The sequence below is a fragment of the Streptomyces sp. MGP-P1 genome (genome assembly GCF_057766565.1).
This window is the reverse complement of the sequence record NZ_JBYMEM010000001.1, coordinates 1,396,632-1,422,449: the sequence shown is the minus strand read 5'-3', so window position 1 is coordinate 1,422,449 and position 25,818 is coordinate 1,396,632. Positions and strand designations below refer to the sequence as shown.

The 25,818-nt window shown below is 72.2% G+C and carries 18 protein-coding genes and 2 pseudogenes; 8 read left to right on the top strand and 12 right to left on the bottom strand.

Annotation, left to right across the window (positions count from 1 at the left end; genetic code table 11):
• Window positions 1–80 precede the first annotated feature (80 nt).
• The 4 genes from AC3CH1_RS06330 to AC3CH1_RS06315 all read right to left on the bottom strand — a co-directional run bounded on the left by AC3CH1_RS06330 (window position 81) and on the right by AC3CH1_RS06315 (window position 5,160).
• On the bottom strand, window positions 81–1,643 hold the full coding sequence (locus AC3CH1_RS06330; protein WP_488461955.1) for an alpha/beta hydrolase: 1,563 nt from the start codon (window positions 1,641–1,643) through the stop codon (window positions 81–83).
• Window positions 1,644–1,772: 129 nt separating this feature from the next.
• Window positions 1,773–2,837, bottom strand: a complete 1,065-nt coding sequence (locus AC3CH1_RS06325; protein WP_488461954.1) for a TIGR04222 domain-containing membrane protein — start codon at window positions 2,835–2,837, stop codon at window positions 1,773–1,775.
• Window positions 2,834–4,183 carry an MbnB/TglH/ChrH family RiPP precursor modification enzyme gene (locus AC3CH1_RS06320; protein ID WP_488461953.1) on the bottom strand — a complete coding sequence of 450 codons (1,350 nt, stop codon included), beginning with the start codon at window positions 4,181–4,183 and terminating at the stop codon, window positions 2,834–2,836. The genes AC3CH1_RS06325 and AC3CH1_RS06320 overlap by 4 nt, the downstream gene beginning before the upstream one ends.
• A 248-nt stretch (window positions 4,184–4,431) precedes the next feature.
• Complete coding sequence (locus tag AC3CH1_RS06315; RefSeq protein WP_488461952.1) at window positions 4,432–5,160, bottom strand: peptidyl-tRNA hydrolase; 729 nt, start codon at window positions 5,158–5,160, stop codon at window positions 4,432–4,434.
• Window positions 5,161–5,231: 71 nt separating this feature from the next.
• Between AC3CH1_RS06315 and AC3CH1_RS06310 the strand changes: the two genes are divergently transcribed.
• From AC3CH1_RS06310 to AC3CH1_RS06295, 4 genes and pseudogenes are all read left to right on the top strand, one after another.
• Window positions 5,232–5,906 (top strand): AIM24 family protein, encoded by a 675-nt coding sequence (locus AC3CH1_RS06310; RefSeq protein WP_488461951.1) that lies wholly within the window; start codon window positions 5,232–5,234, stop codon window positions 5,904–5,906.
• 2 nt (window positions 5,907–5,908) lie between these two features.
• A pseudogene (locus AC3CH1_RS06305) lies at window positions 5,909–6,781 on the top strand (ATP-binding cassette domain-containing protein); the annotation flags it as partial.
• A gap of 218 nt (window positions 6,782–6,999) precedes the next feature.
• Window positions 7,000–7,668 carry an ABC transporter gene (locus AC3CH1_RS06300; RefSeq protein WP_488461950.1) on the top strand — a complete coding sequence of 223 codons (669 nt, stop codon included), beginning with the start codon at window positions 7,000–7,002 and terminating at the stop codon, window positions 7,666–7,668.
• Window positions 7,669–7,682: 14 nt separating this feature from the next.
• A complete protein-coding gene (locus tag AC3CH1_RS06295; protein ID WP_488461949.1) occupies window positions 7,683–7,880 on the top strand; it encodes a hypothetical protein in 198 nt (65 codons plus the stop codon).
• Window positions 7,881–7,930: 50 nt separating this feature from the next.
• Here the strand turns inward: AC3CH1_RS06295 and AC3CH1_RS06290 are convergent, their stop codons facing one another.
• From AC3CH1_RS06290 to AC3CH1_RS06275, 4 genes and pseudogenes are all read right to left on the bottom strand, one after another.
• On the bottom strand, window positions 7,931–9,733 hold the full coding sequence (locus AC3CH1_RS06290; RefSeq protein ID WP_488461948.1) for a vWA domain-containing protein: 1,803 nt from the start codon (window positions 9,731–9,733) through the stop codon (window positions 7,931–7,933).
• Window positions 9,730–10,790, bottom strand: a pseudogene (locus tag AC3CH1_RS06285) (ATP-binding protein). The gene AC3CH1_RS06290 and the pseudogene AC3CH1_RS06285 overlap by 4 nt, the downstream one beginning before the upstream one ends.
• Window positions 10,791–11,089: 299 nt before the next feature.
• Entirely contained in the window at window positions 11,090–12,868 is a 1,779-nt protein-coding gene (locus tag AC3CH1_RS06280) for a ThuA domain-containing protein (RefSeq protein WP_488461947.1), read from the bottom strand.
• On the bottom strand, window positions 12,865–15,702 hold the full coding sequence (locus tag AC3CH1_RS06275) for a PQQ-dependent sugar dehydrogenase (RefSeq protein ID WP_488461946.1): 2,838 nt from the start codon (window positions 15,700–15,702) through the stop codon (window positions 12,865–12,867). The genes AC3CH1_RS06280 and AC3CH1_RS06275 overlap by 4 nt, the downstream gene beginning before the upstream one ends.
• A 541-nt stretch (window positions 15,703–16,243) precedes the next feature.
• Between AC3CH1_RS06275 and AC3CH1_RS06270 the strand changes: the two genes are divergently transcribed.
• Window positions 16,244–18,643: a ricin-type beta-trefoil lectin domain protein gene (locus AC3CH1_RS06270; protein ID WP_488461945.1), complete on the top strand. Its 2,400-nt coding sequence runs from the start codon at window positions 16,244–16,246 to the stop codon at window positions 18,641–18,643.
• A 91-nt stretch (window positions 18,644–18,734) separates the two neighbouring features.
• On the opposite strand, the gene AC3CH1_RS06265 is transcribed toward AC3CH1_RS06270, so the two are convergent.
• The 4 genes from AC3CH1_RS06265 to zapE form a co-directional block, all read right to left on the bottom strand.
• Entirely contained in the window at window positions 18,735–19,598 is an 864-nt protein-coding gene (locus AC3CH1_RS06265) for a polysaccharide deacetylase family protein (RefSeq protein ID WP_488462164.1), read from the bottom strand.
• Between the two features lie 156 nt (window positions 19,599–19,754).
• Entirely contained in the window at window positions 19,755–21,128 is a 1,374-nt protein-coding gene (locus AC3CH1_RS06260) for an alkaline phosphatase PhoX (RefSeq protein ID WP_488461944.1), read from the bottom strand.
• A gap of 139 nt (window positions 21,129–21,267) precedes the next feature.
• Window positions 21,268–21,693 (bottom strand): OsmC family protein, encoded by a 426-nt coding sequence (locus AC3CH1_RS06255; protein WP_488461943.1) that lies wholly within the window; start codon window positions 21,691–21,693, stop codon window positions 21,268–21,270.
• A 92-nt stretch (window positions 21,694–21,785) separates the two neighbouring features.
• Window positions 21,786–22,877 (bottom strand): cell division protein ZapE, encoded by a 1,092-nt coding sequence (zapE, locus tag AC3CH1_RS06250; RefSeq protein ID WP_488461942.1) that lies wholly within the window; start codon window positions 22,875–22,877, stop codon window positions 21,786–21,788.
• Window positions 22,878–22,914: 37 nt separating this feature from the next.
• Here zapE and AC3CH1_RS06245 point away from each other — a divergent pair, with 37 nt between their 5' ends.
• The 3 genes from AC3CH1_RS06245 (at window position 22,915) to murC (ending at window position 25,817) form a co-directional block, all read left to right on the top strand.
• A complete protein-coding gene (locus AC3CH1_RS06245; RefSeq protein WP_488461941.1) occupies window positions 22,915–23,733 on the top strand; it encodes a pyrimidine reductase family protein in 819 nt (272 codons plus the stop codon).
• Between the two features lie 163 nt (window positions 23,734–23,896).
• The gene (locus tag AC3CH1_RS06240; RefSeq protein WP_265598516.1) at window positions 23,897–24,349 is read left to right on the top strand and encodes an indole-3-glycerol phosphate synthase; all 453 of its coding nucleotides are present in this window, start codon (window positions 23,897–23,899) and stop codon (window positions 24,347–24,349) included.
• A gap of 67 nt (window positions 24,350–24,416) precedes the next feature.
• Window positions 24,417–25,817, top strand: coding sequence for a UDP-N-acetylmuramate--L-alanine ligase (murC, locus tag AC3CH1_RS06235; protein WP_488461940.1), 1,401 nt, complete (start codon window positions 24,417–24,419; stop codon window positions 25,815–25,817).
• The last annotated feature ends 1 nt before the right edge of the window (window position 25,818 follow it).

Genomic DNA, 25,818 nt, shown 5'->3' with positions numbered 1-25,818 from the left:
ACCGGGTTCGGCTTCGGGGGCCGTCGCACCGTCATGGTGCGGCGGCCCCCGCTCCGTACCGCCCCCGCCGACAGCCGGACTCAGTCCAGCGACACCGGGTTCGGCTCCGGGTGCGCGGCACAGTCCGCACCCCGCCCCGGCACCTCACCGGTCAGCAGATACCGGCGCAGATGGTCGTCGACGCAAGTGTTCCCGGCCCCGCCGATGCCGTGCGTCCCGGCGTCCCGCTCGGTCACCAGCGACGACCCGGGCAGCCGCTTCCGCAGCTCCAGCGCCCCCTTGTACGGGGTCGCCGCGTCCCGCTCCGCCGCCAGGATCAGCACCGGCGGCAGCTCGCCCCACCGGGTCCCGACCTCCAGCGGCCGCTGGCGGGGCGCGGGCCAGAAGGCGCACGGCAGGTTCGCGAAGGCGTTGTCCCAGGTCTCGAACGGCGCGACGCGCGCCAGCTCCGTGTGGTCGCGGTCCCACACCTCGAACTCCTCGGGCCAGGGCGCGTCGTTGCACTCGACGGCCGTGTACACCGCCTGGGCGTTCTCGTTGTCCGCGGCCGCCACCGCACGCGGGGAGGCCTGCGCGACCAGCGGCTCCGGGTTGCCCCGGACGTACTCGGAGAGCGCCGTCGCCCGCATCGCCCAGTAGTCGTCGTAGTAACCGGCCCCCAGGAACGCCGAGTGCAGCTGCCCCGGCCCGACCTTCCCGCCCGCGGGCTTCTCCGCCAGCTCGGCGCGCACCTCGTCGTAGTGGGTCTGCACCGCCTCCGGGGTGGTCCCCAGGTGGTACACCTCGTCGTGCTTGGCCACCCAGCGGCGGAAGTCCTCCCAGCGCGCCTCGAAGGCCAGCGACTGGCCCATGTTGGAGCGGTACCAGATCTGCTCCGGGTCCGGGTCGACCACCGAGTCGAAGACCATGCGCCGCACGTGCGAGGGGAACAGCGTCGCGTACAGCGCGCCGAAGTACGTCCCGTAGGACGCCCCCATGAACGTCAGCCGCTCCTCGCCGAGCGCGGCCCGCAGCACGTCCAGGTCACGGGCGTTGTTGAGCGACGTGTAGTGCCGCAGCGTCTCGCCCGCGTGGCTCGCGCAGCCCTGTGCGTACGCCTTCGCACGGGCGACGCGCCGCTCCTTGTACTCCCGCGTCGGGTGCGTCGGCGCGTCGGTCGGGCCCTTCGTGTACGCCGCCGGGTCCTGGCAGGTCAGCGGCGCGGAGGAACCGTTGACCCCGCGCGGGGCGTAGCCGACCAGGTCGTACGCCTCGGCGATCTCCTTCCACTCCGGCAGCTCCCCGGCCATCGGGAAGGTGATGCTGGAGGCGCCGGGCCCGCCCGGGTTGTAGACGAACGCGCCCTGCCGGCTCTCGGCCGGGCCGGTGGCGCCGGTGCGGCTGACGGTCAGTTCGAGCTGCTTCCCGTCCGGTTCGGCGTAGTCGAGGGGCACTTTCACCGTGCCGCACTTCAGGGAGTCCGGGAGCATCTCCTTCTCCGGACAGGAGACGAAATCGATCCCGGCGGCCGTGGCGCGGGCGGCGGCGATCGCGGTGCCCCGGGCCTCGGCGGAGCCCCGGTTCTCCCAGGCCCCGGCGGGAGCGGCGGCCAGGGCGGACAGGACCAGGGAGCCGATCGATGTGTACAGCGCAGCAGTTCTCACGCGCGGTGCCTCTCTGCGGATGCGGAGAGGGATGGTCGGGCGGGCGGGACGGTGAAGTCCAGCACCGCCCGTCCATGTCCGGAACCATGACTCCGATGGGCGGTCGGCCGCCGGGGCGGCGGGCCCGGTTCAGGAGCCGCCGCCCCCGCCGCAGCTCGACCCGCCCGAGCTTCCGCCGCAACTCGAACCTCCCGAGCTGGAGCCCCCGCAGCTCGATCCGCCGCCGCCCCCGCACCCGGACCCCGAGGAGCAGCTGGAGCCGCCGCCACAGCTCGATCCGGAGCCGCCCCCGCTGGAACCCCCGCAGCTGGATCCGCCGGGACTGGAGGCGGCGCACCAGACCGTCGTCACCGCGAGGGCCGACGCCCCCGCCGTACTCCCCGCGTACCCGGGAGGCCCGTTCCCCGCGAGGGCACGCGACCGCCTCGCCGACGCGGTCAGGCGGCTCGCCGTGACCAGTTGCTCCCAGAGCGCCCGGTCCGGGAGCGCGCGCAGCCCCCGGGTGGCGACGAGATGGGCCGGGGTCTCCGGGTGGACCCGGGCGGCCCGGCACGCCTGGGCGGCCCGGCGGCCCGCTCCGGTGATCCGCTTGGCCGCGGCCGAGGCGACGACGAGCCCGCTGATACCGCCGAGCAGGATCGCGGGCAGCACCTTCAGGACGAACGGGACCGGCATGCTCAGGCTCACGTCCGTCGTCACGTACTGGAGGACGGTGAGGACGATCGACAGCGGGAGTGCGACACAGCAGCTCACCCCCTGGATCAACCCCCAACGCCGTACGGGGCGGCCCTCGCCGGGCGCAACCAGCAGGCCCCGCTGCGCCAGCCCGTCACCGACCTCCTGCACGGCCGGGTGGCGCATCACCGCGTCCCGCACCAGGTGCAGGGCGCCGCTCGGAGCGGTGGACAGCTCCTGGAACACGGCGCGTTCCACCGGGTCGTTCGCCCGCGCACAACGTACGGAGATGATGCCGGGACCGCCGATGAGCACCCGGCCGTCCGTGTGCAGGGCGGTGAGCGCGGTGTCCGCGACCCCGGCCGGACCGCCGGTCAGGAAGGCCGCCTCGTAGATGTCGTGGACGACGGGGAAGGGGCCGGCCGACGGGATGCGGGACCGGGAGACGGCCGATTTCGTGATGAGGAGCACGGTGGAGACGACGACCGCGAGGGTCGCCAGCAGCGCGAGCACGTTCACGGCTTTCCCTTCCTCACGAGGGCGGCACGGGCCGCCCGGACCAGCCGGGTGGTACGGCGCGGCGGCCGGGCGCCCGACCGGTCCTGCCACCAGTACGTCAGCCGGCGCCGCGCCACCGGATCGGCGGGACCCCCCGCGACGAGCACGTGCTCCGCGAAGTCCAGGGCGTCGCGCCGGTACCCGCCGGACATCGGGCGGCCCCGGGCGTAGGTGAGGAACGCGGCGCGGTAGCCGTCGCCGAGGATCGCCGGCAGCTCCGGCGCGACCTTCGCGACGACGTCCGCGCGCTTGGCGGCCAGCGCCCGGCTCTGCACCCGCAGCCGCCGGTGGTCGAAGCCCTCGGGGGCCGGGGTACCCGCCACCAGCGCGGAGAGCAGCGCGGTCTGCGCGACGGCGGTACGGTCACGGGTCCCGGCCGGCACGGGGGCGGCGGGCGCCCGGCCCCCGACGCCGCCCCCACCGTCTCCGCTCCCGCCCCCGTCACGCGCAGCGTCCCGGGTCGCGGGACGCTGCTCCACCGGGGGAGCGGCGTCCCGCAGCGTCGCCCGGATCGCGTCCAGCTCGCCCGCCAGCTCCGCGGCCGGCGGGAAGGCGTCGTCGCGCTCCAGCAGCACGCCCGGCGGGTCGACCCGGGAGCGCAGCTCGGCCAGCACCCGAAGGACCGGAGCGGTCACCGGGTGGGCGTGCGTGTCGTGCCAGACGCCGCTCCGTTCGACCCCGCCCGCCACATGGACGTACGCGATGGCCTCCACCGGAAGCTCGTCCAGCGCCTTCGCCGGATCCTGGCCGAGGTTGACGTGATTGGTGTGCAGGTTGGCCACGTCGATCAGCAGCCGTACCCCGGTCCGCTCGACCAGCTCCGCCAGGAACTGACCCTCGGTCAGCTCCTCGCCCGGCCAGGTGATCAGCGCCGCGATGTTCTCCAGGGCGAGCGGCACCGGCAGCGAGTCCTGCGCGATCCGCACGTTCTCGCACAGCACGTCCAGCGCGTCCCAGGTGCGCGGCACCGGCAGCAGATGCCCGGCCTCCAGCCTCGGCGACGCGGTCAGCGGCCCCCCGGCCCGTACGAACGCGATGTGCTCGGTCACCAGCGGCGTCCCCAGCAGCTCGGCGCGCGCCGCGAGGGAGGCGAGGCGCGCGGGGTCGGGGCGGTCGGCGCCGCCGAGCCCGAGCGCCACCCCGTGCGGCACGACGCGCACGCCGCGCTCGCGGAGCCGTAGGAGGGAGTCCGGGAGATGGTCGTCGCAGAGGTTCTCCGCGACGGCCTCGACCCAGTCGATCCCCGCCAGCGCCTCCACCTCGTCCGCGATCTCCGGCCGCCAGCCGATGCCGATGCCCAGTTCCATGGCGTTCCCCCGTCCCCCTGCCGCACACCTCGTTCTGTTCAGGGGTCATGGCCCCGTCAGGCGGCGATGAACCCGACCAGGGGGACGTTCAGAGCTGGATTTGAGGTTCCCGGACCGCAGCCCCGTCAAGGCCCCGGCATCATCGTGGACGGCACCGGGCGCCGGGTGCCGGGCACCGGGCACCGGACCGGGAACGCGGGCGCGGCCGAGCGCGCCGAGCGTGGCGACGGAGAAGGAACGAGAAATGTTCAGCGGCGCAGCGCCGGGTGGTCGGCGACCACCGTGCAGGACCCCGGGGCGATCTCGGTGAACCCCGCGTCCCGCACCACCGGCAGCCCGCTCGCCGTCAGTTCCCGCCAGCGCTCCGCCCCGGGGGCGGCGACGGAGAGCGGGAAACCGGCCTCGCGCCACGCCTTGCGCTCGGTGTCGGACAGCTCCCACCAGGCGAGCTGGGCCCCGTGCCCCGCCTGCGCCATCGTCTTGCCCGCCGACATGTCCAGCTCCGGGTTGAGCCACAGCACCGGGCCGGAGAGATCGGGCGCGGCGGGCGGCTCGGGGTCCTCCAGATCGGTGCCCGACACCTGGAGCTTGGCCAGCTCCTTGGGCCAGCCGTCCAGCGGGATCGGCGGGAACACCCGTACCTCCGCGCCGTCCTCACCCGTCACCGTGATGCCGTCCAGCGCCGCGGCCTTGCGCCACTCCGCGCCGCGCGCCCGGCGCACGACCTTGCGGATCCGGGCGTCCTGCCAGTCCCGCATCGCCCCGGACCACTCGCCGTCGCCCAGCGAACGCTCGTCGGAGAGGATCGTCAGCACCGCGCGGGCGGCGCTCCGCAGCGCGTCGGTGCGGGCGGGCGGGTCCGTCTTCTCCAGGTGGAGCACGAGCGGCAGCACGAACTGCCGCGCCTGGTCGCGGTCGGCCGGACCCTCGTGGAACGGGCTCTCAGGGGCGGGGGCGGGAGTGTCATCGCTGGTCACCGTCCCAGTCTGCCAGGCCGGACCCGTCACCTGCTTGGCGGAACGACCGGCTCCGGGTGAGGATGCTCCGCATGAAGAGCGATCTCTTTTCCAGCGAGCACATGGCCCAGCCGGCCACCGCCCCCGGCATGACCCTGCAGAACACCAAATCGATCAAGTACGCAGTCAACGGGGAGATGCACGCCCGCCAGGGCTCGATGATCGCCTTCCGCGGCAACCTCCAGTTCGAGCGCAAGGGCCAGGGCATCGGCGGCATGCTCAAGCGCGCGGTGACGGGCGAGGGCTTGGCGCTCATGGCCGTGCGGGGTCAGGGCGAGGCGTGGTTCGCGCACGAGGCGGCGAACTGTTTCATCGTGGAGCTGGACCAGGGCGACTCGATCACCATCAACGGCCGCAACGTCCTCTGTTTCGACCCCACGCTCGCCTACGAGATCAAGACCGTGAAGGGCGCCGGAATGGTCGGCGGCGGCCTCTTCAACAGCGTGTTCACGGGCTACGGCAAGCTCGGCCTGATGTGTGAGGGCACCCCCATCGTGATCCCCGTGACCGGCGCCCAGCCGGTGTACGTGGACACGGACGCGGTCGTCGGCTGGAGCCAGCAGCTCACGACCAGCCTGAACCGCTCGCAGAGCGTCGGCTCGATGGTGCGCGGCGGGTCCGGCGAGGCCGTCCAGCTGATGCTCCAGGGCGAGGGCTTCGTCATCGTGCGGCCGAGCGAGGCCAGGCCGGAGAAGACCTCCAACTGACCGTGGAACTCGAGGGCGTGGGCCACCGGTACGGCCTCCGCGGCGCCTGGGTGCTGCGCGGGGTCGACCTCACGCTGCCCGAGCGGACGCTGATCCGGGTCGAAGGGGGCAACGGCGCGGGGAAGTCGACCCTGCTGCGGCTGCTCGCCGGGGTCGACTCTCCCGCCGAGGGGCGGATCACCGGCCGCCGGACCCGCACGGCGTACGTCCCCGAGCGCTTCCCGGCGGCGCTGCCCCTGACCGCCACCGGCTACCTCGTCCACCTCGGCCGGATCCACGGGCTGCGGAGCGCCGAGGCGAGGCGGCGGGCGGGGGAGTGGCTGACCCGGTTCGGGGCGGCGGACCACGCCCGTACCCCGCTCGCCGAACTCTCCAAGGGCACCAGCCAGAAGGTCGCCGTCGCCCAGGCGCTGCTCGCCGAACCGGAACTGCTGGTCCTGGACGAGGCCTGGACCGGACTCGACACCGCCGCCCGTGGCGAACTGGACCGCGCCGTCGCCGAACGCGTCGCGGCGGGCGCCACCGTCGTCTTCGTCGACCACGACCCGCGACGCCTCGCCGGGGCGGCGGACCTCACCCTGCGGGCCGGGGGCGGCGGGGTCCACCGGGCGACGGCCCCGACGCCGACGGACCCCGTCGCCGGCCCCCGTGTCCTGGTCGAGGCCGAGGGCCCGCCCGGCGCACCGCTGCCCGCCGCGCTGCCGGGAGACCCGGTCCGGGAGCGGCCGACCGGCACGGCCCCCGGCCTCGTACGCCTCACCGTCCCCACGCCGTACTCCGACGCGCTCCTGGCGGCCCTGCTCACGGCCCGTCCGCCCTGGCACATCCGGCGGGTCACCCCGGCGGAGGCGTCCGGCCCGGCGGAGGCGCCCGGGCGGCCGGACGCGGCAACCGGGCCGGGCGTAGCTGAGGCGTCCGCGCAGACTTCCCCCCAGGCTCCCGCACGGGCGTCCGAGCAGGCTTCCGCGCAGGCCTCCCCCCAGGCTCCCGCACGGGCGTCCGGGCAGGCTTCCGCGCAGACCAGGACCTCCGAAGCCTCCGAAGCCTCCGAGGTGTCCGAAGTGTTCGAGGTGTCCGAGGTGTCCGAAGCGCCATGACCGCTCTCCTCCGCTACCAGGCCGCCCTGCTCGCCCGCTCCCAGCGCTGGCTGGCACCCCTCCTGCTGTACGCGGCCGTCCTCGCCGTCGGCGTGCGGAGCGGGCAGCCCGTGCTGGGCTCGCTCGGCGTCGCGGCCGCCGCCGTGCTGCCCGTCACCGCGTGGGCCGTACACCTCTGCGTGAACCAGGAGCCGCCCGCCGCCCGGACGGTGGCCTCGGCCGCCGCGGGGCCCCGGCGGGTCCACCTGGCCACGCTGCTCACCGCCGCGGGCTGTGCGGCGGCGCTCGCCGTGGTGACCACCGCCGTCGTGCTGCTCATCAGCGACCCGGTCACCGACGACGGGGCACGCGCCGTCTCCCGGCCGGCCGCCGCACTCGCCGGACTGCTCGCCGTCCTGTGCTGCGTGCTGCTGGGCGCGGCCGTGGGGGCGCTGAGCACCCGTCCGGTGCCGCTCCGCCGGGGCTGGTCCGTCGCGGCGGCCGTGCTCGGGTCGCTCCTCGCCCTCGTGACCGCCGGATCCCCGGCGCGCCAGGCGGTCACCTCCCTGGTCACGGGATCGCGGACCGGGACGGTCCAGCCGCCCCTCCTGCCCCTGCTCGGGGCGGCGGTCCTCGCCGCGGCGGTGGCGTTCCTCGTCTGCCGGACCGCCGCCCGGCGCGGGTGAGTAGGCTCGTGGGCGTGGACACCGATGACACGTACTGCGCGACCCCGGGTCCGATCGCACCGGCCCCGCCGGGCGGTGCCGCCGAAGGCCCTCCGTACGCCGAGTGCGTGCTGTGCCGCGAGCCGACCGAATACCCGGAGTCGACGAGGGGCACCACGCTGTGCCCGGTCTGCGCCTGGCAGGAGGCGGGCCGCACGGCCTGCTCCGGCTGACCCTCGGCGAACCCGTGCGCGGCCCCGCCGCTCAGTGCGGCCGGAACAGCTCAGCGCACCCGGAAGACCGGTCCGCGCGGGGTGAACGGCAGCCCGGCGCCCTCCGGGATCAGGTAGGCGTGCTCGCGGCGGACCCGCAGCGCGTCGCACCAGCCATCGGTGATCACCAGGACCGGGGCCGTCGGCGGGAAGTCGTCGGCCCGTTGCAGCAGGTCGACGCCGGGTTGCAGGACCGTGCCGCCGCGCCCCCGCACCCGTACCCGCCCGGCGATCTCCGTCGGCGCCAAATACCCGGCGTCGTAGGCGGCGGCGTCGCAGAACACCACGCGGGCGGCCGGCACGTCGCGGGCCTCGGCGTACGAGGCGATCGCCCCCAGCGCCTTGGCGAGCAGGGTGCCGGACATCGAGCCCGAGGTGTCCAGGACGACGCCGAAGGTGCAGCGGGCGACCTCCTCGGGCGGGAAGGAGCGGCCCGCGCGCGGGATGTCGGGGGTCGAGGCCTGGCGCCGGGCGGGCCGGGAGTAGCTGCGTACCGGCTCGGGGCGGGGCACGAACTCGTCGAACCAGCGGGCCAGTCGGGCATCCCACGGGACGGGCGGGTGGGCGAGCGCGCGGATCTCCTGGACCAGTCCGGCCGGCAGCAGACCGCGCTGTCGGTCGGTGTGCAGCTGGTGGCCCTGGACGAGGGCGCGCCGGTAGAAGGCGTCGAGGTCGACGGGGTCGGCGGGCCGGCCCGGCAGGGGCTCGCCCAGGATGTCGCCGACGCCCTTGCCGCGCAGGGTAGCGAGGCGTCGGCCGCGCCGCAGCCCGGTGGCGATCCGGTCGTACACCTCCTCGGTCGACAGGCCCTTCAAATCGGGGTCGTACAGCAGCCCTTCGGGCATCGCGCCGACGTCCATCTCGACCAGCCAGCCGTTGATGACGTAGTCGGCGGCGACGTTGAAGAGAAAGTGGTCGCGGGCGCCGCGCCGCCCGCCGTGGCGCAGGGCGGCGTGCAGCATCTCGTGGGCGAGGACGAACCGCCACTCCTCGTCCGTGAACCGCTTGAGCGGATTGACGTAGATCTCGCCGGCGGTGGCGTCCACGGCGGCCACGGAGATGGCGTGCACGCGGGCGAGTTCGGCGTCGGCGACGACGGTCAGTCCGGCCGCGAGGCCGCCGAGCAGCGGGTAGGACGAGACGAACCAGTTGAGGGCGCGGTCCCATGGGCGCTGGGCGACGCGCTCCCCGGTGAGCCGGTCGCGGCGACCGCCCGCGACGTCCATCGCGGCGGAGACCGTACGGGTCAGGGCGTAGGCGAAGGCGAGTTGCCGGTCGGGCAGGGCGGTGTCCCAGCGCGGCCACTGGACCAGTAGTTGGTCGGGCTCGCCGTCCGCGGTGCCGCACCGCTCGTAGGCGGCCGGGACGCCGGTCCTGCGCCAGCGGGCGGCGAGCTGCTCCTCGTCGCCGTCGGGGTAGCTCTCGGGGAGGTGGTCGGGGGCGGTGCCGATGGGGAAGGTGGCGAGGAAGCGGTTGACGACGGTGCAGCGGGCGGCGAGGGCGAAGCGGTCGGGCTGCTCGCGGAGCTCCTTGGCGGCGGGGAGGTGGCCGAAGCCGAGGTGGAGGAGGGCGTGGGCGAGCGCCCAGGCCCACTCTCCCGGTTCGGCCCGGCGGGTGGGGTGGACGTGCACCCGCCCGTTGGAGTCCGCCCGGACGAGGCCCTGGCCGGGGGCGTCGGCATTGGCCTTGGCCCGGATGAAGTCGGCGTCGACGGCGGCGAGGGCGGGGTTGCGGCGCACCAGTTCGGCGCCGGCGGCGAAGGCCTCGGCGGCCGGGTCGGGGCGGTCCGCGCCCTGCTTGCGGGAGCGGCTCAACGCCGGGCCTCGACCAGCCGGGGCATGTCACGGGCGGCCTCCACCAGGAACCAGGCGGGCAGCACCGGGTTGCCGTCGGCGTCCTCGGCGATGACGGTCTGGGCGACCTCGACGGAGATCTCGGCGAGCTGCACGAGCAGCGACTTGGCGCGGTAGGAGGTCTCGCGCACGGCGGCCGAGGCGTGCTCGCGCTGGGCCGGGAGCTCCTTGACGAGCCGTCCCCGGAACGCCTCGGCGAGGTAGTAGAGCAGGTCGCGGTCCTCGGTGCGGCGGGGCCAGGAGGCGTCTCCCTTGATGATCGCCTCGATGCCGTAGGTATGCCGCACGATCTTGGCGTACCCGCAGAAGGAGACGGCGTGGGCGGGGGTCAGCGTCCCGTGGGCCAGGATCTTCAGCGTCTCCTCGTCCAGCGCCGGCCCGAAGGAGTGCAGCGCGTCGGAGAGCATGTGCCAGGAGCGGGGCGTGGAGAACGGCTCCTCGGTCTTGGGCGGCTGCGACCACAGGTGGTCGGGCCGGTCGGCGACGTAGTCCACCACCCAGGGATGAATGCCGTTCTCGCCCGCCCACACCAGCCAGTCGGTGGCGGAGGCACGCAGGTGGACGTGGGTGAGGCGGTTGACGAGCGCGGAGGCGATGGGGCGTGCCAGGGCGTTGTCGGTGGCGCGGTTGCCGGCGCCGATCACGATCGAGCCCTCCGGAAGCTCGTAGTTGCCGATCCGGCGGTCGAGGATGAGCGAGTAGAACGCCTTCTGCACGTCCGGGGTCGCGGCGTTCAGCTCGTCGAGGAAGAGGCAGTACGGCTCGTCGCGGGCGATGGCCTCCGGCGGGCAGAACACGGAGCGGCCGTCACGGATCTGCGGCACGCCGATCAGGTCCTCGGGGGCGAGCTGCGTGCCCAGCAGGCTGACGCACTCCAGGCCCAGGGATTCGGCGAACTTCCGTACCAGGGAGGACTTCCCGATGCCGGGGCGCCCCAGAGGAACACCGGGCGGACGGTGGCGAGGCCCAGAAGGAGGTCCGGGATCTGCGTGGGCGTGACGGTTACTGCGGCCTGCAAGCGGTCGGCTCCTTGGAAGGGAATGTCCTGATCGCCCAACGTAGGGTGCTGGTGCGAGCAGGCGCACCTGGATTTCCCTGCCTGTGCCGCTGTGCCGCTGTGCCGCTGTGCCGCTGTGCCGCTGTGCCGCTGTGCCGCGGGTCGGCTCGCGGGACGGCGGCGGGGAACTCCGCCTCGACGAGCGTGAGCACGGCGGCCGGGCGCTTCGGCGTTGCGCCCGGCCGCCGTCACCGGCCCGATCTCGCGGCCGGTTTCGCCGGCGCCGCCCTCAGCGGTGCCGACGAAGTCCAGAGGGTCGCTCAGCCGGGGAGCGCCCACTTCTGGTTGGCACCGGTGTGGCAGCTCCACAGGTGGAGCTTGGTGCCGTCGGCGGAGGAGACACCGGACGCGTCCAGGCACTTGCCCGACTGCGGGTTCTTCAGCGTGCCGTCGGCCTGGGGCACCCATTTCTGGGCACCGGTGCTGTTGCAGCCGTAGAGCTGCACCTTGGTGCCGTCGGCCGTGCCGCTGCCGCTGATGTCCATGCACTTGCCCAGCGCGCGCAGCGTGTCGTCCGAGGCGACCGTCCACTTCTGGGCGGCGCTCTGGTTGCACGTCCACAACTGGATCTGCGTGCCGTCCGAGCTCGACCCGTTGGCGACGTCGACGCACTTGCCGCCGATGCCGGTGATGGCGCCCTCCCGGGGGCCGGTCGCGCCGCCCAGCTCCTTGATCCGGATGTTGCGGAAGGACACGTCGTCGCCGTCACCGTGGTTCTGGAGGCCGATGTGGCCCTGCTGGAGACTGCGGGCGGGGTCGGTGTTGGTGAAGTCGTTGATCTTGCGGCCGTTGAGGAAGAGCTGGAGGCGTTCGCCCTCGACCCGGATCTCGTACGTGTTCCACTCTCCCGGCGGGTTCAGGGCCGCGTCGCGGGCGGCGAGGTCGGCGGACTTGTAGCCGTAGACGGCGCCGGTGGTGCGGTCCGGAGCGTCCGTGGCGTCGATCTGGATCTCGTACCCGTTGTTGACGGCCGACCACGGGTCGTCGGAGGCGGGGAAGCCCACGAAGACACCGGAGTTGTCGTCACCGGCCTGGCGCCAGTCGAGCTTCAGCGAGTAGGACTTGTACTCCTTGGCCTGGTACCAGAACAGGCCGAGGCCGCCCCGGGAGGTCAGGGTGTTGTCGGCGTCGGCGAAGGAGCCCGGACCGGCCTGCTTCCAGCCGGTCGTTCCGGAGGTGCCGAACAGGGCGGTGTAGCCGGTCTCCGGGCGGCAGTCGGCCTCCGTCATCTCCGCGGCCCAGCGGATGCCGCCGAGCAGATGGCGGCGGAAGACGGGGTCGGCGTAGGAGTCCTCGGTGTGGCCGCCGCCGGTGTAGAAGGCGCGACCTCCTTCGTAGTCCTTGCACCAGGCGATGGGGTGGTCGCCGCCCATGGTGCCGCCGCTGTACGTGGACTCGTCGAGCGAGGCCAGGACGTGGGCCGAAGTGCGGGGGTTGGTGCGGTAGTCGTACCACTCGTCGGTCCGCTGCCAGGTCGGGCCGAGGTGCGCGGTGGCGTCGTGGGCGCGGTCCTCCACCTTGACGGTGGCCGGCTGGATGTGCGGGTGGGACTTGAACAGGGCGCCGGCCAGGCCGTTGTACCAGGTCCAGTCGTACTCCGTGTCGGCCGCCGCGTGGATGCCTACGTAGCCGCCGCCGGCCCCGATGTACCCCTCGAAGGCGGCCTGCTGGGCGGTGTTGAGGACGTCGCCGGTGGTGGAGAGGAAGACGACGGCCTCGTAACCGCTGAGGTTGCCGGCGGTGAAGGCGGCGGCGTCCTCGGTCGCGGTGACGGTGAAGTTGTTGGCGGTGCCCAGCTGGCGCAGGGCGGTGATGCCCTCGTCGATGGAGGAGTGGCGGAATCCGGCGGTCTTGGAGAAGACCAGCACGTCGTATGCCGGGTCGGCGGCGGCGGCCGCCGTGCGGGCAGGGGCGGCCGCCGCGCGGTCGGGGGCGGCCGGGCCCGGTTCGGAGGCCGTGGAGACCGCCATGGGCAGGGCTGCGGCGCCGAGCAGGCCGCAGGCGGCCCAGCAGGCGAGACGGGTGAGATGTCGGCTCATGACAGGGTCCACTTCTGGTTGGCGCCGGTGTGGCAGGTCCACAGGTGGAGCTTGGTACCGTCCGCCGAGGAGGCTCCGGAGGCGTCCAGGCACTTGCCGGTCAACGGGTTCTTCAACGTTTTGTCGGCCTGGGCCACCCACTTCTGGGCGCCCGTACCGTTGCACCCGTACAGCTGGATCCTGGTGCCGTCGGCGGTGCCGGCGCCACTGATGTCCAGGCACTTGCCGAGCGCCCGCAGCGTGTCGTCCGTGCCGGGCGTCCATTTCTGGGCGGCGCTCCGGTTGCACGTCCACAACTGGATCTGCGTGCCGTCGGCGCTCGCTCCGCCGGCGGCCTCCGCGCACTTGCCGCCGATTCCCTTGAGCTCACCGCCGGGTGCGGTGGCCCCGCTGGTGGTGAAGGTGAAGTCGTCGAGGTCGAAGAGGGAGCCGCTGCCGCCCTTGAACACGAGGTACAGGGTGGTGGTGGAGGCCGGGCGGTCGGTCAGGTCGGCGCTCACGTCCCGGAAGGTGTCCCAGCCTCCGGTGGCGGGGACCGCGGCCGAGCCGAGCAGGGTGCCGGTGGGCGAGCCGGCCCGTACCTCCAGGGTGCCTCCCGCACCGCCGGAGGAGACCCGGGCGGTCACTCGGGTGGCGTTGCCGAGGATGTACGGGGTGAAGGAGATCCAGTCGTCGTTGTCGATGTAGCCGACGGTCTTGCCACCGTTGGCCGTGGCCTTGTCGACGATCGTGACGCCGGCGGAGGCGCTGAAGTGCTCGGCCTGTCGCTTGCTGCCCTGGCTGATGTTCTGGTCGTGCGTGGTCAGGGCGGGCTGGCCGCCTGCCCCCTTGTCGGTGTACTCGGCGTCCCAGACGCCGAAGATGTTCGCGTTGGGGTCGTGCTCGCCGTCGGCGATGGTCTGTACGGTGCCGGAGCAGCCGGTGGCGGAGGTCTGCGGGTGACCGTGGCTGTCGTGGCCGATGATGAAGGTGACCTTCACCTTGGAGCAGTCGATCGTGCCGTCCTCGGGGTCGGTGACGGTGACCGTGAAGGGCACGGCGGCGCCCGGGTCGATGATGGAGCCGTCGGCGGGCAGGTTGAGGGTGACGGTGGGCGCGGTGTTGCCGACGGTGATGATGACGGAGGCGGTGGCGGTGGCGCCGGTGCCGTCGGAGACGGTCAGTTCGGCGGTGTAACGGCCGTTGGCGGTGTAGGTGTGTGAGGGGTTCGCGGCCGTGGACGTGCCCCCGTCACCGAACTTCCAGGCGTAGGTGAGGGGGTCGCCGTCGGGGTCGGAGGTCCCGGCCGAGGAGAACGCCACCGTGAGCGGGGCCTGTCCGGAGGTGCGGTTCGCGGTGGCCTTGGCGAGCGGGGCGCGCCCGTCGGTGACGTACTCGATACGGTAGACCGCGCTGTTGGCGTCTCCGTTGAAGTAACCGGTGCCGTAGTCGAGGACGTACAACGCGCCGTCCGGGCCGAAGGCCATGTCCATGACCTGGGTGCCCTGCCAGGGGAAGGCGTTGATCGACTGTACGGTGCCGTCGCCGGACTGCTCGATACGTTTGATCCACTTGCGGCCGAACTCGCCGGCGAAGAAGTCGCCGTCGAAGCTCTGCGGGAACTTGACGGTGGAGGTCGAGGCCGCGTCGTAGCGGTAGACGGGTCCGCCCATCGGTGACTCCGAGCCGCCGCCGAACTCGGGGACCGAACCCCCGTCGTACGGTATCCAGGCGGGCTGGGCCGGAGGGAGGTCGGTGAGGCCGGTGTTGTTCGGCGACGTGTTCCTGGGGGCGGCGCAGGAGAAGGCGGAGCCCGACGTCGAGGTGGCGAAGTTGTAGTCCACGTAGGGGCTGTTGTTGCCGGTGCAGTAGGGCCAGCCGTAGTTGCCGGCCTTGGTGATCCGGTTGAACTCGACCTGCCCGGCGGGTCCGCGTCCCGCGTTCGCCGTGCCCGCGTCGGGGCCGTAGTCGCCGAGGTAGACGGTTCCGGTGGCCTTGTCGACGCTCATCCGGAAGGGGTTGCGGAACCCCATGGCGTAGATCTCCGGCCTGGTCTTCGCGGTGCCGGGCGCGAAGAGGTTGCCGGACGGGACGGTGTAGCCCCCGTCGGCGCCCACCTTGATCCGCAGCACCTTGCCGCGCAGGTCGTTGGTGTTGCCGGAGGAGCGCTGGGCGTCGTACGCGGGGTTGCGGCCGGCGCGCTCGTCGATGGGGGTGTAGCCGTCGGAGGCGAAGGGGTTGCTGTCGTCACCGGTGGAGAGGTACAGGTTGCCCTGGGCGTCGAAATCGATGTCACCGCCGACGTGGCAGCACAGTCCGCGGCTCGCGGGGACGTCGAGGACCTTCTTCTCGCTGGCGACGTCGAGTGAGCCGTCGGCCCCGAGGACGAAACGCGACAGTCGGTTGACGCCGTCGAAGGGGGCGAAGTCCGCGGCGGACCCGTTCGCGGGCGCGTCGCCGGAGGGGGTCGTCAGCTTCGGCGCGTAGTAGAGGTAGATGAAGCGGTTCGTGGTGAAGCCCGGGTCCACGCCGACGCCTTGCAGGCCCTCTTCGTCGTGCGAGTAGACGTCCAGCTTTCCGGCGACCTTGGTGGCGCCTGCCGCGTCGGTGAGGCGGAGGGTGCCGTCCCGGGACGTGTGCAGCACGGACCTGTCGGGCAGGACGGCGAGCGTCATGGGCTCGCCGGTCTCCGCCACTCCCTTGGCGAGGGTGACTTGTTGGAACTCGTCGGCCGCGGCGGCCGACGCGAGTGCGGGCGTCGCGTCCGCGGGTCTCTGCTGGGCGGTGAGAGCGCCCGCGGCGGCGAGCAAGGTGCAGGCCAGCGCCGCGAGAGGTCGAATGAGTCTCCTGTGCACGCGCATCCTCCGTGTGCTGACGGGGTGGGGTCTGGAGCACAGGCGCACGCCATCGCGCCGAGGGGCTGGGGGACCCCGGAGGGAGGGCGTTCCGCCCTTGTCGTTCGGTACAGGGCAGGAAGCTATTCGCTTTTTCACGCAGCAGAAACCCCTTTGACACAGATGCCCGCAACTTTTTCCAGCAGAGGGACAAAGCGGCTGGGCGGGCCCCGGGGTGATGACCCCCTCCGCCCTCTTGATCCCAAGTCGACTCGACAGAGGCGCAGTTGACGGCCGACCAGGAATCTTCCGGGAACTTTGTACACGCTCATGACAAAGTATGGACGCGCCCGACGGAAGTCCCTACTGTGTGCGACGCGGCGGTGGAGCGGGCGGTACGCACCCCGAGCGTCACTGTCCGCAGCTCCACAGCCCAACAGCCCCACAGTTCCATATCTCCGCATCTCTCCGTATCCGGAACGACGGCGCGCTCCGGCGGCGGTGGATTCCGCACTTTGCCCCATTTGCGCTCCCCGGCCTCGGGGGGCCTACAGGAGGTCACGTGTATCCACGGCTGTTCTCCCAGCGACTCGGCAGACGTCTGGCCGTATCGCTCACCGTCCCGTTACTGGCCCTCGGCCTGTCGCTCCCCGCGGACGCGGCCGCCCCGGAGGCCGCACCTCTTCCCCCGCAGGAACCCGGTGTCACGCTCCGCGTCTTCGACGTGCAGACCTCGCTGAAGGAGATCTGCACCCTCAAGCCCGGACAGACCCCGAACGTCGACAAGAAGATGTCGGTGATCAACTGGACCTCCGACGCGGACTTCGGGCTCGCTTCCAACTTCGTCACGCAGGTCACCGGCAACCTCGACGTCGCCGCGGCCGGCAGCCACACCTTCCGCCTGACCAGCGATGACGGCTCCCGCCTCTACGTCGATGACAAACTGGTCATCGACCACGACGGACTGCACGGCTCCGACCTGCCCAAGGACGGCACGGTCTCGCTGACGGCGGGCGTTCACTCCCTGCGCATCGAGCACTTCGAGGCCGGTGGCGGCCAGCAGATCACGCTCGCCTGGAAGCCTCCGGGCGCCACCGGCTTCAGCCTCGTACCGAACTCGGTGCTGAGCACCGACGCCGGCGTCGTACGCGTCACGTCGCCGGGCCGGAAAGAGTGCGAAGGCGTCCTCGACACGCCCGGTGACGGACTGCCCCTGACCGAGGTCCACCCGAACTACACCCTGACGAACCTGAGGCCGAACGGCTTCGAACCCCAGGTCTCCGCCATGGACTGGCTGCCCGACGGCCGCCTCGCGGTGACCACCTGGGGCGGTACGGACAACAGCACGGGCGAGGTGTACCTGCTGAGCAACGTCACCGGGGCGACCGGGCCCGACAAGGTGACGTACAAGAAGATCGCGAGCGGCCTGAAGGAGCCGATGGGCGTCAAGTACGTGGACGGCAAGCTCTATGTCTCCCAGAAGCACGAGCTGACCGAACTGAACGACACCAACGGCGACGGCGTCACCGACCAGTACAAGCGGATCGCCACCTGGCCGTTCGGCAACAACTTCCACGAGTTCGCCTTCGGCCTGCTGTACAAGGACGGGTTCTTCTATCTGAACCTGTCGGTGTCGATCAACTACGGCGGCGCCACCACGGACCCGCAGCCGGCACCGAACCGCGGCACCACGATCAAGGTGAACAAGGCGAGCGGATCCGTCAGTTACGTCGCCGGTGGTCTGCGCACCCCCAACGGCATCGGGTGGGGCCCGGACGGCGACATGTTCGTCACCGACAACCAGGGCGGCTGGCTCCCCACGTCGAAGTTGGTGCACATCAAGCAGGACCGCTTCTTCAACCACCACATGAACCCGGACGGGCCCTTCGACTCCCGGCCGGTGACCAAGCCGGTGCTGTGGCTCCCTCAGAACGAGATAGCCAACTCGCCCAGCACGCCCCTCCAGTTGAAGGACGGGCCCTTCGCCGGTCAGATGCTGTTCGGCGACGTGACCTACGGCGGAATCCAGCGTGGGTTCCTGGAGAAGGTCGGCGGTGAGTACCAGGGGGCGGTCTTCCGCCTCACGCAAGGACTGGAAGCGGGTGTCACCCGGATCAGCGTCGGCCCGGACGGCGCCCTCTACGCGGGCGGGCTGGGCGCGGGCGGCAACTGGGGCCAGGAGGGCAAGCTCAGCCACGGACTGCAGAAGCTGACGCCGAACGGCACCGACGCCTTCGACATCCGCGCCATGCGCGCCGTCCCGGGCGGTTTCGAGCTGGAGTACACCCAGCCGGTGTCGACGGAGACCGCGGCCAACCTGGCCGGACGCTACAAGTTCAAACAGTGGCGCTACGTGCCGACCGCGGCGTACGGCGGCCCCAAGGTCGACGAGGAGACCCTCACCGCCCAGGCGGCCACTCTCTCCGCCGACCGCAAGACGGTCACGCTGACGGTCCCCGGGCTCAAGGCCGACCGAGTCGTCCATGTGCGCTCGGCCCGTCCCTTCAGCGCGACGGACGGCAAACAGCTCTGGAGCACCGAGGCCTGGTACACGATGAACCAGCTGCCCGGCGCGACTTCCCGGACCGGCGAGGTGAAGGGGGTCAACGGCAAGTGCCTGGACGTGGACAACAGCGGCACCGCGGACGGCACGAAGGTCCAGCTGTGGACCTGCAACAACACCGCGGCCCAGAAGTGGACGGTTTCCGGTGACGGAACCGTGCGCGCCCTGGACAAGTGCCTGGACATCGACAACGCCGGCACCGCCGACGGCACGAAGGTGCAGCTCTACGGCTGCAACGGCAGCGCGGCCCAGACCTGGCAACCCCAGGCCGACGGCACGCTACGCAACCCGCAGTCCGGCAAGTGCCTCGACGCGTCCGGGGGCGCCTGGAACGACGGCACAGCGGTTCATCTATGGGCCTGCCACACCGGTCCCAACCAGAAGTGGGCCCTGCCGTAGCACAGCGGGCCGACGCGACGAACGGTGAGACGTGACCCCATGGGGCGAGGGCCGGAGCGCACATCTCCGGCCCTCGCTCCGCACAACGGGCTCAGGGCCCCTCCTCCATCAACTCCGACACCTTCACGAAGCGGTAGCCGCGCTCGCGCAGCTCCGGCACGATCCGGCGTACGGCCGCCTCGGTGGCCGGGGCCGCGCTGCGGGTGCAGTGCATGACCACGAGGGAGCCCGGCCGCACCCCGTCCAGCACCTGCTCGGCCACCGCGTCCGCGTCCGTGGCGAAGGCGTCGCCGCTGACCACGTCCCACTGCACCGCCGTCACGTTCGCCGGAGCCAGCGCGCGCAGCGCCGCGTCGTCGTAACAGCCGCCGGGGAAACGGAAGTACGGCACCACGTTCCGCGCCCCCGCCTTCCGGATCGCCGTGAAGGCACGCTCCACCTCGCCGGCCATCGTGGCCTTCCCGACCACCGGCAGGCCGTAACAGGGGGAGCTGAAGGCGTGGTGGCTGTAGGAGTGGTTGGCGATCTCGAACAGCGGGTCCGTGCCGATGGCCTTCGCCTGCGCCGGGTACTCCTCGGCCCAGCGCCCGGTCATGAAGACGGTGGTCGGCACCTTCAGCCGGCGCAGCAGCGCGACCAGTTCCGGGTTGTCGAAGCGTTCGCCGGAGGCCGCCCGGGGGCCCTGGTCGGCCGTCATGTCGGCGTCGAACGTCAGTGCCACGACCTTCTCCGTCGCGCGGCCTGCCGCGCCCCCGCCCGTCGGCCTCCGCTCGAAGACCGGGGTGCGGCCCGCCGGCCCGGGGGCCATCGTGGGCGGCTTCTCCGGTGCGGCCGAGGCGGGGGCGGAGGCCGCCGGGCCGGGTGGGGGAGGGGGTGCGGGGGGAGGACCCCCGCACCCGGCCAGGGCGACGCCGGTGAGTACCCCCGCGACCGTCAGAGTCGTCGTCTTCCGCATCTTCCGCGCAGCAGTGATCACCCACGGAAAATAACGGAAAATGTCCAATAATCAGGTATATTGGGCGGTGGTGTTCCGGTGTCCGGTGAAGTGCGGTCGCCCCGGTCATCCCCGGATCGCCGCCCCGGTCACCCCCGGATCGCCGCCCCGGCTACCTCAGCACCACGGCCCCGTTACCGCGAACGTCGTCCCCGGCCTGTAGCAGTTCACGTACATCGTCGAGCCGTCCGGGGAGAAGGCGACCCCCGCGAACTCCCCCCATTCCGGCTCCTCGGGCGTCCCGATGTTCTGCCGCCCGCGCGCCATCGTGTACACCTCGCCGCGCCGGGTCACTCCGAGCACGTGCTGCGCGCCGCCGCCGTCCTCACAGACCATCAGCCCGCCGTCACCCGCCAGGCAGATGTTGTCGGGCGACTCGCCGGGCAGCTGGATGTCGGTGTCCGGGCCGAAGATCACGACCAGGGTGAGCCGCCGCCTCCTGGGCTCGTAGCGCCAGACCTGGCCGTAGTGGTCGCCCGCCGAACCCTCGTCGCTGCGGGCGAAGCTGGAGACGAAGTAGACGGACGAGCCGCCCCAGTAGCAGCCCTCCAGCTTCTGGGCGTGCGTGACGCCCTTCGGGCCGAAGTCCTGGAAGCGGATCGCGGTCTCCGAGGCCAGTGGATCCGGTACGGGGACCCACTCGATCCGGTCGAAGCTCGTACCGGTCTCCTGGACGGAGGAGAGGTCGGGCACGCCCGGCACCCGCATCGCCTCCAGCGCCCCGCCCGCCCGGAGTGATCCGGTGCCGCCGAGGGGCTTCTCGGGGAGGAAGCGGTAGAAGAGCCCGAACGGCTTGTCGAACGCGTCCTCCGTCTCGTACACGATCCCTGACTTCGGGTCGACGGCGATCGCCTCGTGCTGGAAGCGGCCCATCGCGGTCAGCGGGAGGGCCCCGGTGCGGCGCGGATCGGCGCCGTCCACCTCGAAGATGAAGCCGTGGTCCTTGGTGTACCCGTTGGTCCCGGCCTTGTCCTCGTTCTCCTCGCAGGTCAGCCAGGTGCGCCAGGGGGTGGGCCCGCCCGCGCAGTTGACCGCCGTACCGGCGATGGCGACGCGCTCGCCCAGGACCTTGTTGCGGCCGTCCAGCTCCAGGGACGTGCAGCCGCCCTTGGCCGCCGGGTCGTAGGTCAGCCCCTCGACGGTCGGTACGCCGAGCTTGGCGGTGTGCCGGTTCTCGTGGTTGCGGACCAGGTGGACCCGGCCGTTGCGGCCGGGCAGCGCCGCCATCCCGTCGTGGTTGCCCGGCACCGGCCCCTCGCCGGAGCGCAGAGGTTCGCCCTCCCGGGACAGCACTCGGTAGCGGAATCCTTTCGGCAGGTCGAGCAGCCCGTCGGGGTCGGGGACGAGCGGGCCGTAGCCGTCGTGGCCGCGTGCGGCGGCCGTCCCCGCGAAGAGTTCGGAGAAGGCTCCGGTGAAGGCGATCGCGGCGGCTGCGCCGCTGCCTGCCAGGACCTGGCGTCGTGTCGCGGTGGAGCGGGGTGCGGATGACATGAGGCGACTCCCTGTTGGCGGACAGGTGAAGTGACCCGCACGTGTGTAGCACGCACAGAGGCGCGAGGGAACCGTGCGTACCCCCGCGCCCCGTGCTGCCGCCGCGGCGGCCCCGAGGGGAGCGGCCGTAGGCGGAAGGTCAGGCGAGCGAAGCCGTCAGGGTGATCGTCGTACCGGTGAGCGCCTGGCTGACCGGGCAGTTCGCCTTGGCGTCCTCGGCGGCCTTCAGGAAGGCGTCCTCGTCGAGACCGGGCACCTCGCCCACGACGGTGAGGTGGATGCCGGTGATGCCCGTGCCGGGCTGGAAGGTCACCTCGGCCTTGGTCTCCAGCCGGGTCGACGGGGTGTCGGCCCCGGCGAGACCGTGGGAGAGCGCCATCGAGAAGCAGCTGGAGTGGGCGGCGGCGATGAGCTCCTCGGGGCTCGTCTTCCCGTTCGCCTGCTCCGAGCGGGCGGGCCAGGAGACGGGGTAGTCGCCGATGCCGGAGGAGTCGAAGGTGACGACCCCCTTGCCCTCGATCAGGTTGCCTTCCCAGTTCGTGTGCGCCTGACGCGTGGTAGCCATGCTGGACCCCTTCGAAAGGTGTGCGCGGTGGTACGGGATAAGACGGGGCACCCCACAGGCGTGCGGTGTCCCGTCGCGTTACGCCCCCGAACCTACTGCGCCACCAGCCCCTTCGCGTCACGCGCCAGTGCCGTCAGCCGGGAGATCGCCCGGAAGTACTTCTTCCGGTACCCGCCGTTCAGCATCTCGTCGCTGAACAGCCGGTCGAACGGCAGCCCCGAGGCGAGCACCGGGACCTCCCGGTCGTACAGCCGGTCCGCCAGCACCACCAGGCGCAGCGCGGTCGACTGGTCGGGCACCGCGCTCACCCCGGTCAGACAGACCGCGCGGAGGTCGTCGGTCAGCGCGCCGTACCGGCTGGGGTGGACCCGGGCCAGGTGGTCCAGCAGCCCGGGGAAGTCGTCGAGGGACGCGCCCTGCGTGGCGTACGCGGCCCGGGTGACCTGCTCGTCGTCGTACGGCGGCGGCGCCTCGGGCAGACCGCGGTGCCGGTAGTCCTCGCCGTCGATGCGGAGCGGGCGGAAGTGCGCGGACAGGCCCTGGATCTCGCGCAGGAAGTCGGCGGCGGCGAACCGGCCCTCGCCGAGCTTGCCCGGCAGCGTGTTCGAGGTGGCGGCGAGCGCCACCCCGGCCTCCACGAGCCGGCTGAGCAGCGAGGACACCAGGACGGTGTCGCCCGGGTCGTCGAGCTCGAACTCGTCGATGCACAGCAGCCGGTGCCCGCTGAGGGTCCGCACGGTCTGCTGGAAGCCCAGCGCGCCCACGAGGTTCGTCAGCTCCACGAACGTGCCGAACGCCTTCAGCGACGGCTCGGCGGGCGTGGCGTGCCAGAGGGAGGCCAGCAGGTGGGTCTTGCCGACGCCGTAGCCGCCGTCGAGATACACACCGCGCGGCCCGGTCGGCGCGGCCGGCTTCCTGCTGAACCACTTGCGCCGCCCGGAGCCCGTCGCGTGCGCCCCGCCGAGGCCGGCGGCGAAACCCGCCAGGACCGTGACCGCCTCGCTCTGGCTGGGCTGGTTCAGGTCGGGGACGTACGTGTCGAAGCGCACCGAGTCGAAGCGCGGCGGAGGCACCATCTCGGCGACCAGACGGTCTGCGGGTACGTGCGGCTCACGGGCGCACAGGGACAGCGGGGCCGATTCGGCAAGGGGGCTCTGCCCCGGAAACGCGGTGGATGACGACACAACTGTCCACCCTAAGGCTCATGCCAGACTGCAACCCATGCGAAGCCTGTTCCCTGTGACGGACCTGACAGAAAGCGGACCGGGAGCGGAGGACCCGTCCGGGCCGCTCGTCGACCGCGAGTGGAGCCTCGACGAGCTGGCGGACGCCTACGCCTACCCCACCGGCCCCCCGGCCGAAGGGCCCGGGATCCCCTGGCTGCGCGCCAACATGGTCTCCACCCTCGACGGGGCCGCCCAGCACGACGGCCGCTCGCAGCCCATCTCCTGCGCGGCGGACATGCGGATCTTCGGCACCCTGCGGGGCCTGGCCGACGTGGTGATCGCCGGGGCCGAGACCGTACGCCTGGAGGGGTACCGTCCGGCCCGCGCCCGGGAGGCGTTCGCCGCGCGGCGGGCGGCCGCAGGACAGGGCCCCGCTCCCGCAGTCGCGGTGGTGACCGGCTCGATGGAGCTGGACTTCTCTCTGCCGCTGTTCACCGAGCCGCTCGTCCCGACCCTCGTGGTGACCGGTGCCGGGGCCCCCGCCGACCGGATCGCGGCGGCCCGGAAGGCGGGCGCCGAGGTGGTGATCGCGGGCGAGGGCGCCCGGGTGGACCCGGCCCGTGTCGTGCGCGAGCTGGCCGACCGGGGGCTGACCCGGCAGCTCACCGAGGGCGGACCCCGGCTGCTCGGCCAGTTCGTGGCGGCCGGCGCGCTGGACGAGCTGTGCCTGACCGTGTCCCCGATGCTGACCGCCGGCGACGCCCAGCGGATCGCGGGGGGCCCCGGGGTCGCCGTGCCGGAACGTTTTTCCCTGGCATCGCTCCTGGAAGAGGCCGGGTTCCTCTTCACTCGGTACCGTCGGACCGACAGATAGCGGAATTTGCCGTTCCGCTTAGCTCCGGCTGGGCACACTTACCCCTGCGATCCCCGTGGAAGCACGGGGAAGGATGGTTTCAGCAAACGACCGTCGACGGTCGAGCCGGCAGTCGACGAGAAGAAGAAGCGGAAGGGCGCCTGTCGTGTTCACAAGCGTTTTGATGATCGAGAAGCCGCTCACTCCCGAGGACGTGGAATTCGTCACGACCCTCCACGGCGAGGAGCGGATCTCGTTCGTCGTTCTGTTGCAGCCGCGCGGCGACCAGGCCGATGTCCTGCTGCGCGCGATCGACGACGTGGCGATGGGGGAGCTGAAGGAAGCGGTCCGCGAGGGCGAGGAGCCGGAGGGCGACGAGGCCCGCGAGACCGCGCAGATCGGCCTGGAGTACTCCCTCCGGGCCCTGCGCGACGCGGGCTCCGCAGCGGTCGGACAGGTGATCGAGAATCACCCCCTGGACAAACTGACGACCGTCGTCGAGGAGGCGGGCGCCGACGAGGTCATCGTCCTGACCGCCCCGCACTACGTGGAGGAGTTCTTCCACCGCGACTGGGCTTCCCGCGCCCGGCACAAGGTCGGCGTCCCGGTGCTCAAGCTCTTCGCGCACAGCGAATAGGCTGGCCTCGCGGTCCGGGTCGGCCCCCGGCCGCCGTCCGAACCGCAGCGACCACGCAGGAGCACAGATGGCACCCGGCATTCCCGCCGCCATGGAACGACCCCACTTCATCGGCATCGGCGGCGCCGGAATGTCGGGCATCGCGAAGATCCTCGCCCAGCGCGGGGCGAAGGTGGCGGGCAGCGACGCGAAGGAGTCCGCCACCGCCGAGTCCCTGCGGGCGCTGGGGGCGACCGTGCACATCGGACACGCGGCGGGCCACCTGGCCGACGACGCGTCCTGCGTGGTCGTCTCCAGCGCCATCCGCGCCGACAACCCGGAGCTGCTCCGCGCGAACGAGCTGGCCATCCCCGTGGTGCACCGCTCGGACGCACTGGCCTCCCTGATGAACGGCCTGCGCGCCATCGCGGTCGCCGGCACCCACGGCAAGACGACCACGACGTCGATGCTGGCCGTCGCCCTCTCCTCGCTGAGCATGGCCCCCTCGTACGCCATCGGCGGCGACCTGGAGGGCCCCGGCACCAACGCCACGCACGGCAAAGGGGCGATCTTCGTCGCGGAGGCGGACGAGAGCGACCGCAGCTTCCAGAAGTACGACCCCGAGGTCGCGATCGTCCTCAACGTCGAGCTGGACCACCACGCTAACTACGCCTCGATGGACGAGATCTACGACTCCTTCGAGACGTTCGTCGGCAAGGTCGTCCCCGGCGGCACCCTGGTCATCTCCGCCGACCAGCCCGGCGCGGTCGAGCTGACCCGCCGGGTCCGCGACCTCTCCGAGCTCAAGGTCGTCACCTACGGCTCCGCCGAGAACGCCGACGTACGCGTCCACAAGGTCACCCCGCGCGGCCTGACCAGCGAGGTCACGGTCCTGCTCAACGGCAAGTTCCTGACCTTCACGGTCTCGGTGCCCGGCAGCCACTACGCCCACAACGCGGTCGCCGCCCTCGCCGCAGGCGTCGCCCTCGGCATCCCCGCGCACAACCTGGCCTCGGCCCTCGGTTCGTACACCGGGGTCAAGCGCCGCCTCCAGCTCAAGGGCGAGGCGGCGGGCGTGCAGGTCATCGACTCGTACGCGCACCACCCCACCGAGATGACCGCCGACCTGGAGGCCATGCGCGGCGCGGCCGCCGACGCCCGCATCCTGGTCGTCTTCCAGCCGCACCTGTTCTCCCGTACGCAGGAGCTGGGCACCGAGATGGGCCAGGCCCTCGCCCTGGCCGACGCCTCCGTGGTCCTGGACATCTACCCGGCCCGCGAGGACCCGATCCCGGGCATCACCAGCGCCCTGATCATCGACGCCGCGAAGGAGGCCGGAGCCGAGGTCACCGCCGTCCACGACCAGGCCGACGTCCCCGCCGCCGTCGCGGGAATGGCGAAGCCCGGCGATCTCGTTCTCACCATGGGAGCGGGCGACGTCACCGACCTCGGCCCGCGCATCCTGGACCACCTGTCGAGCGGCCGGTAGC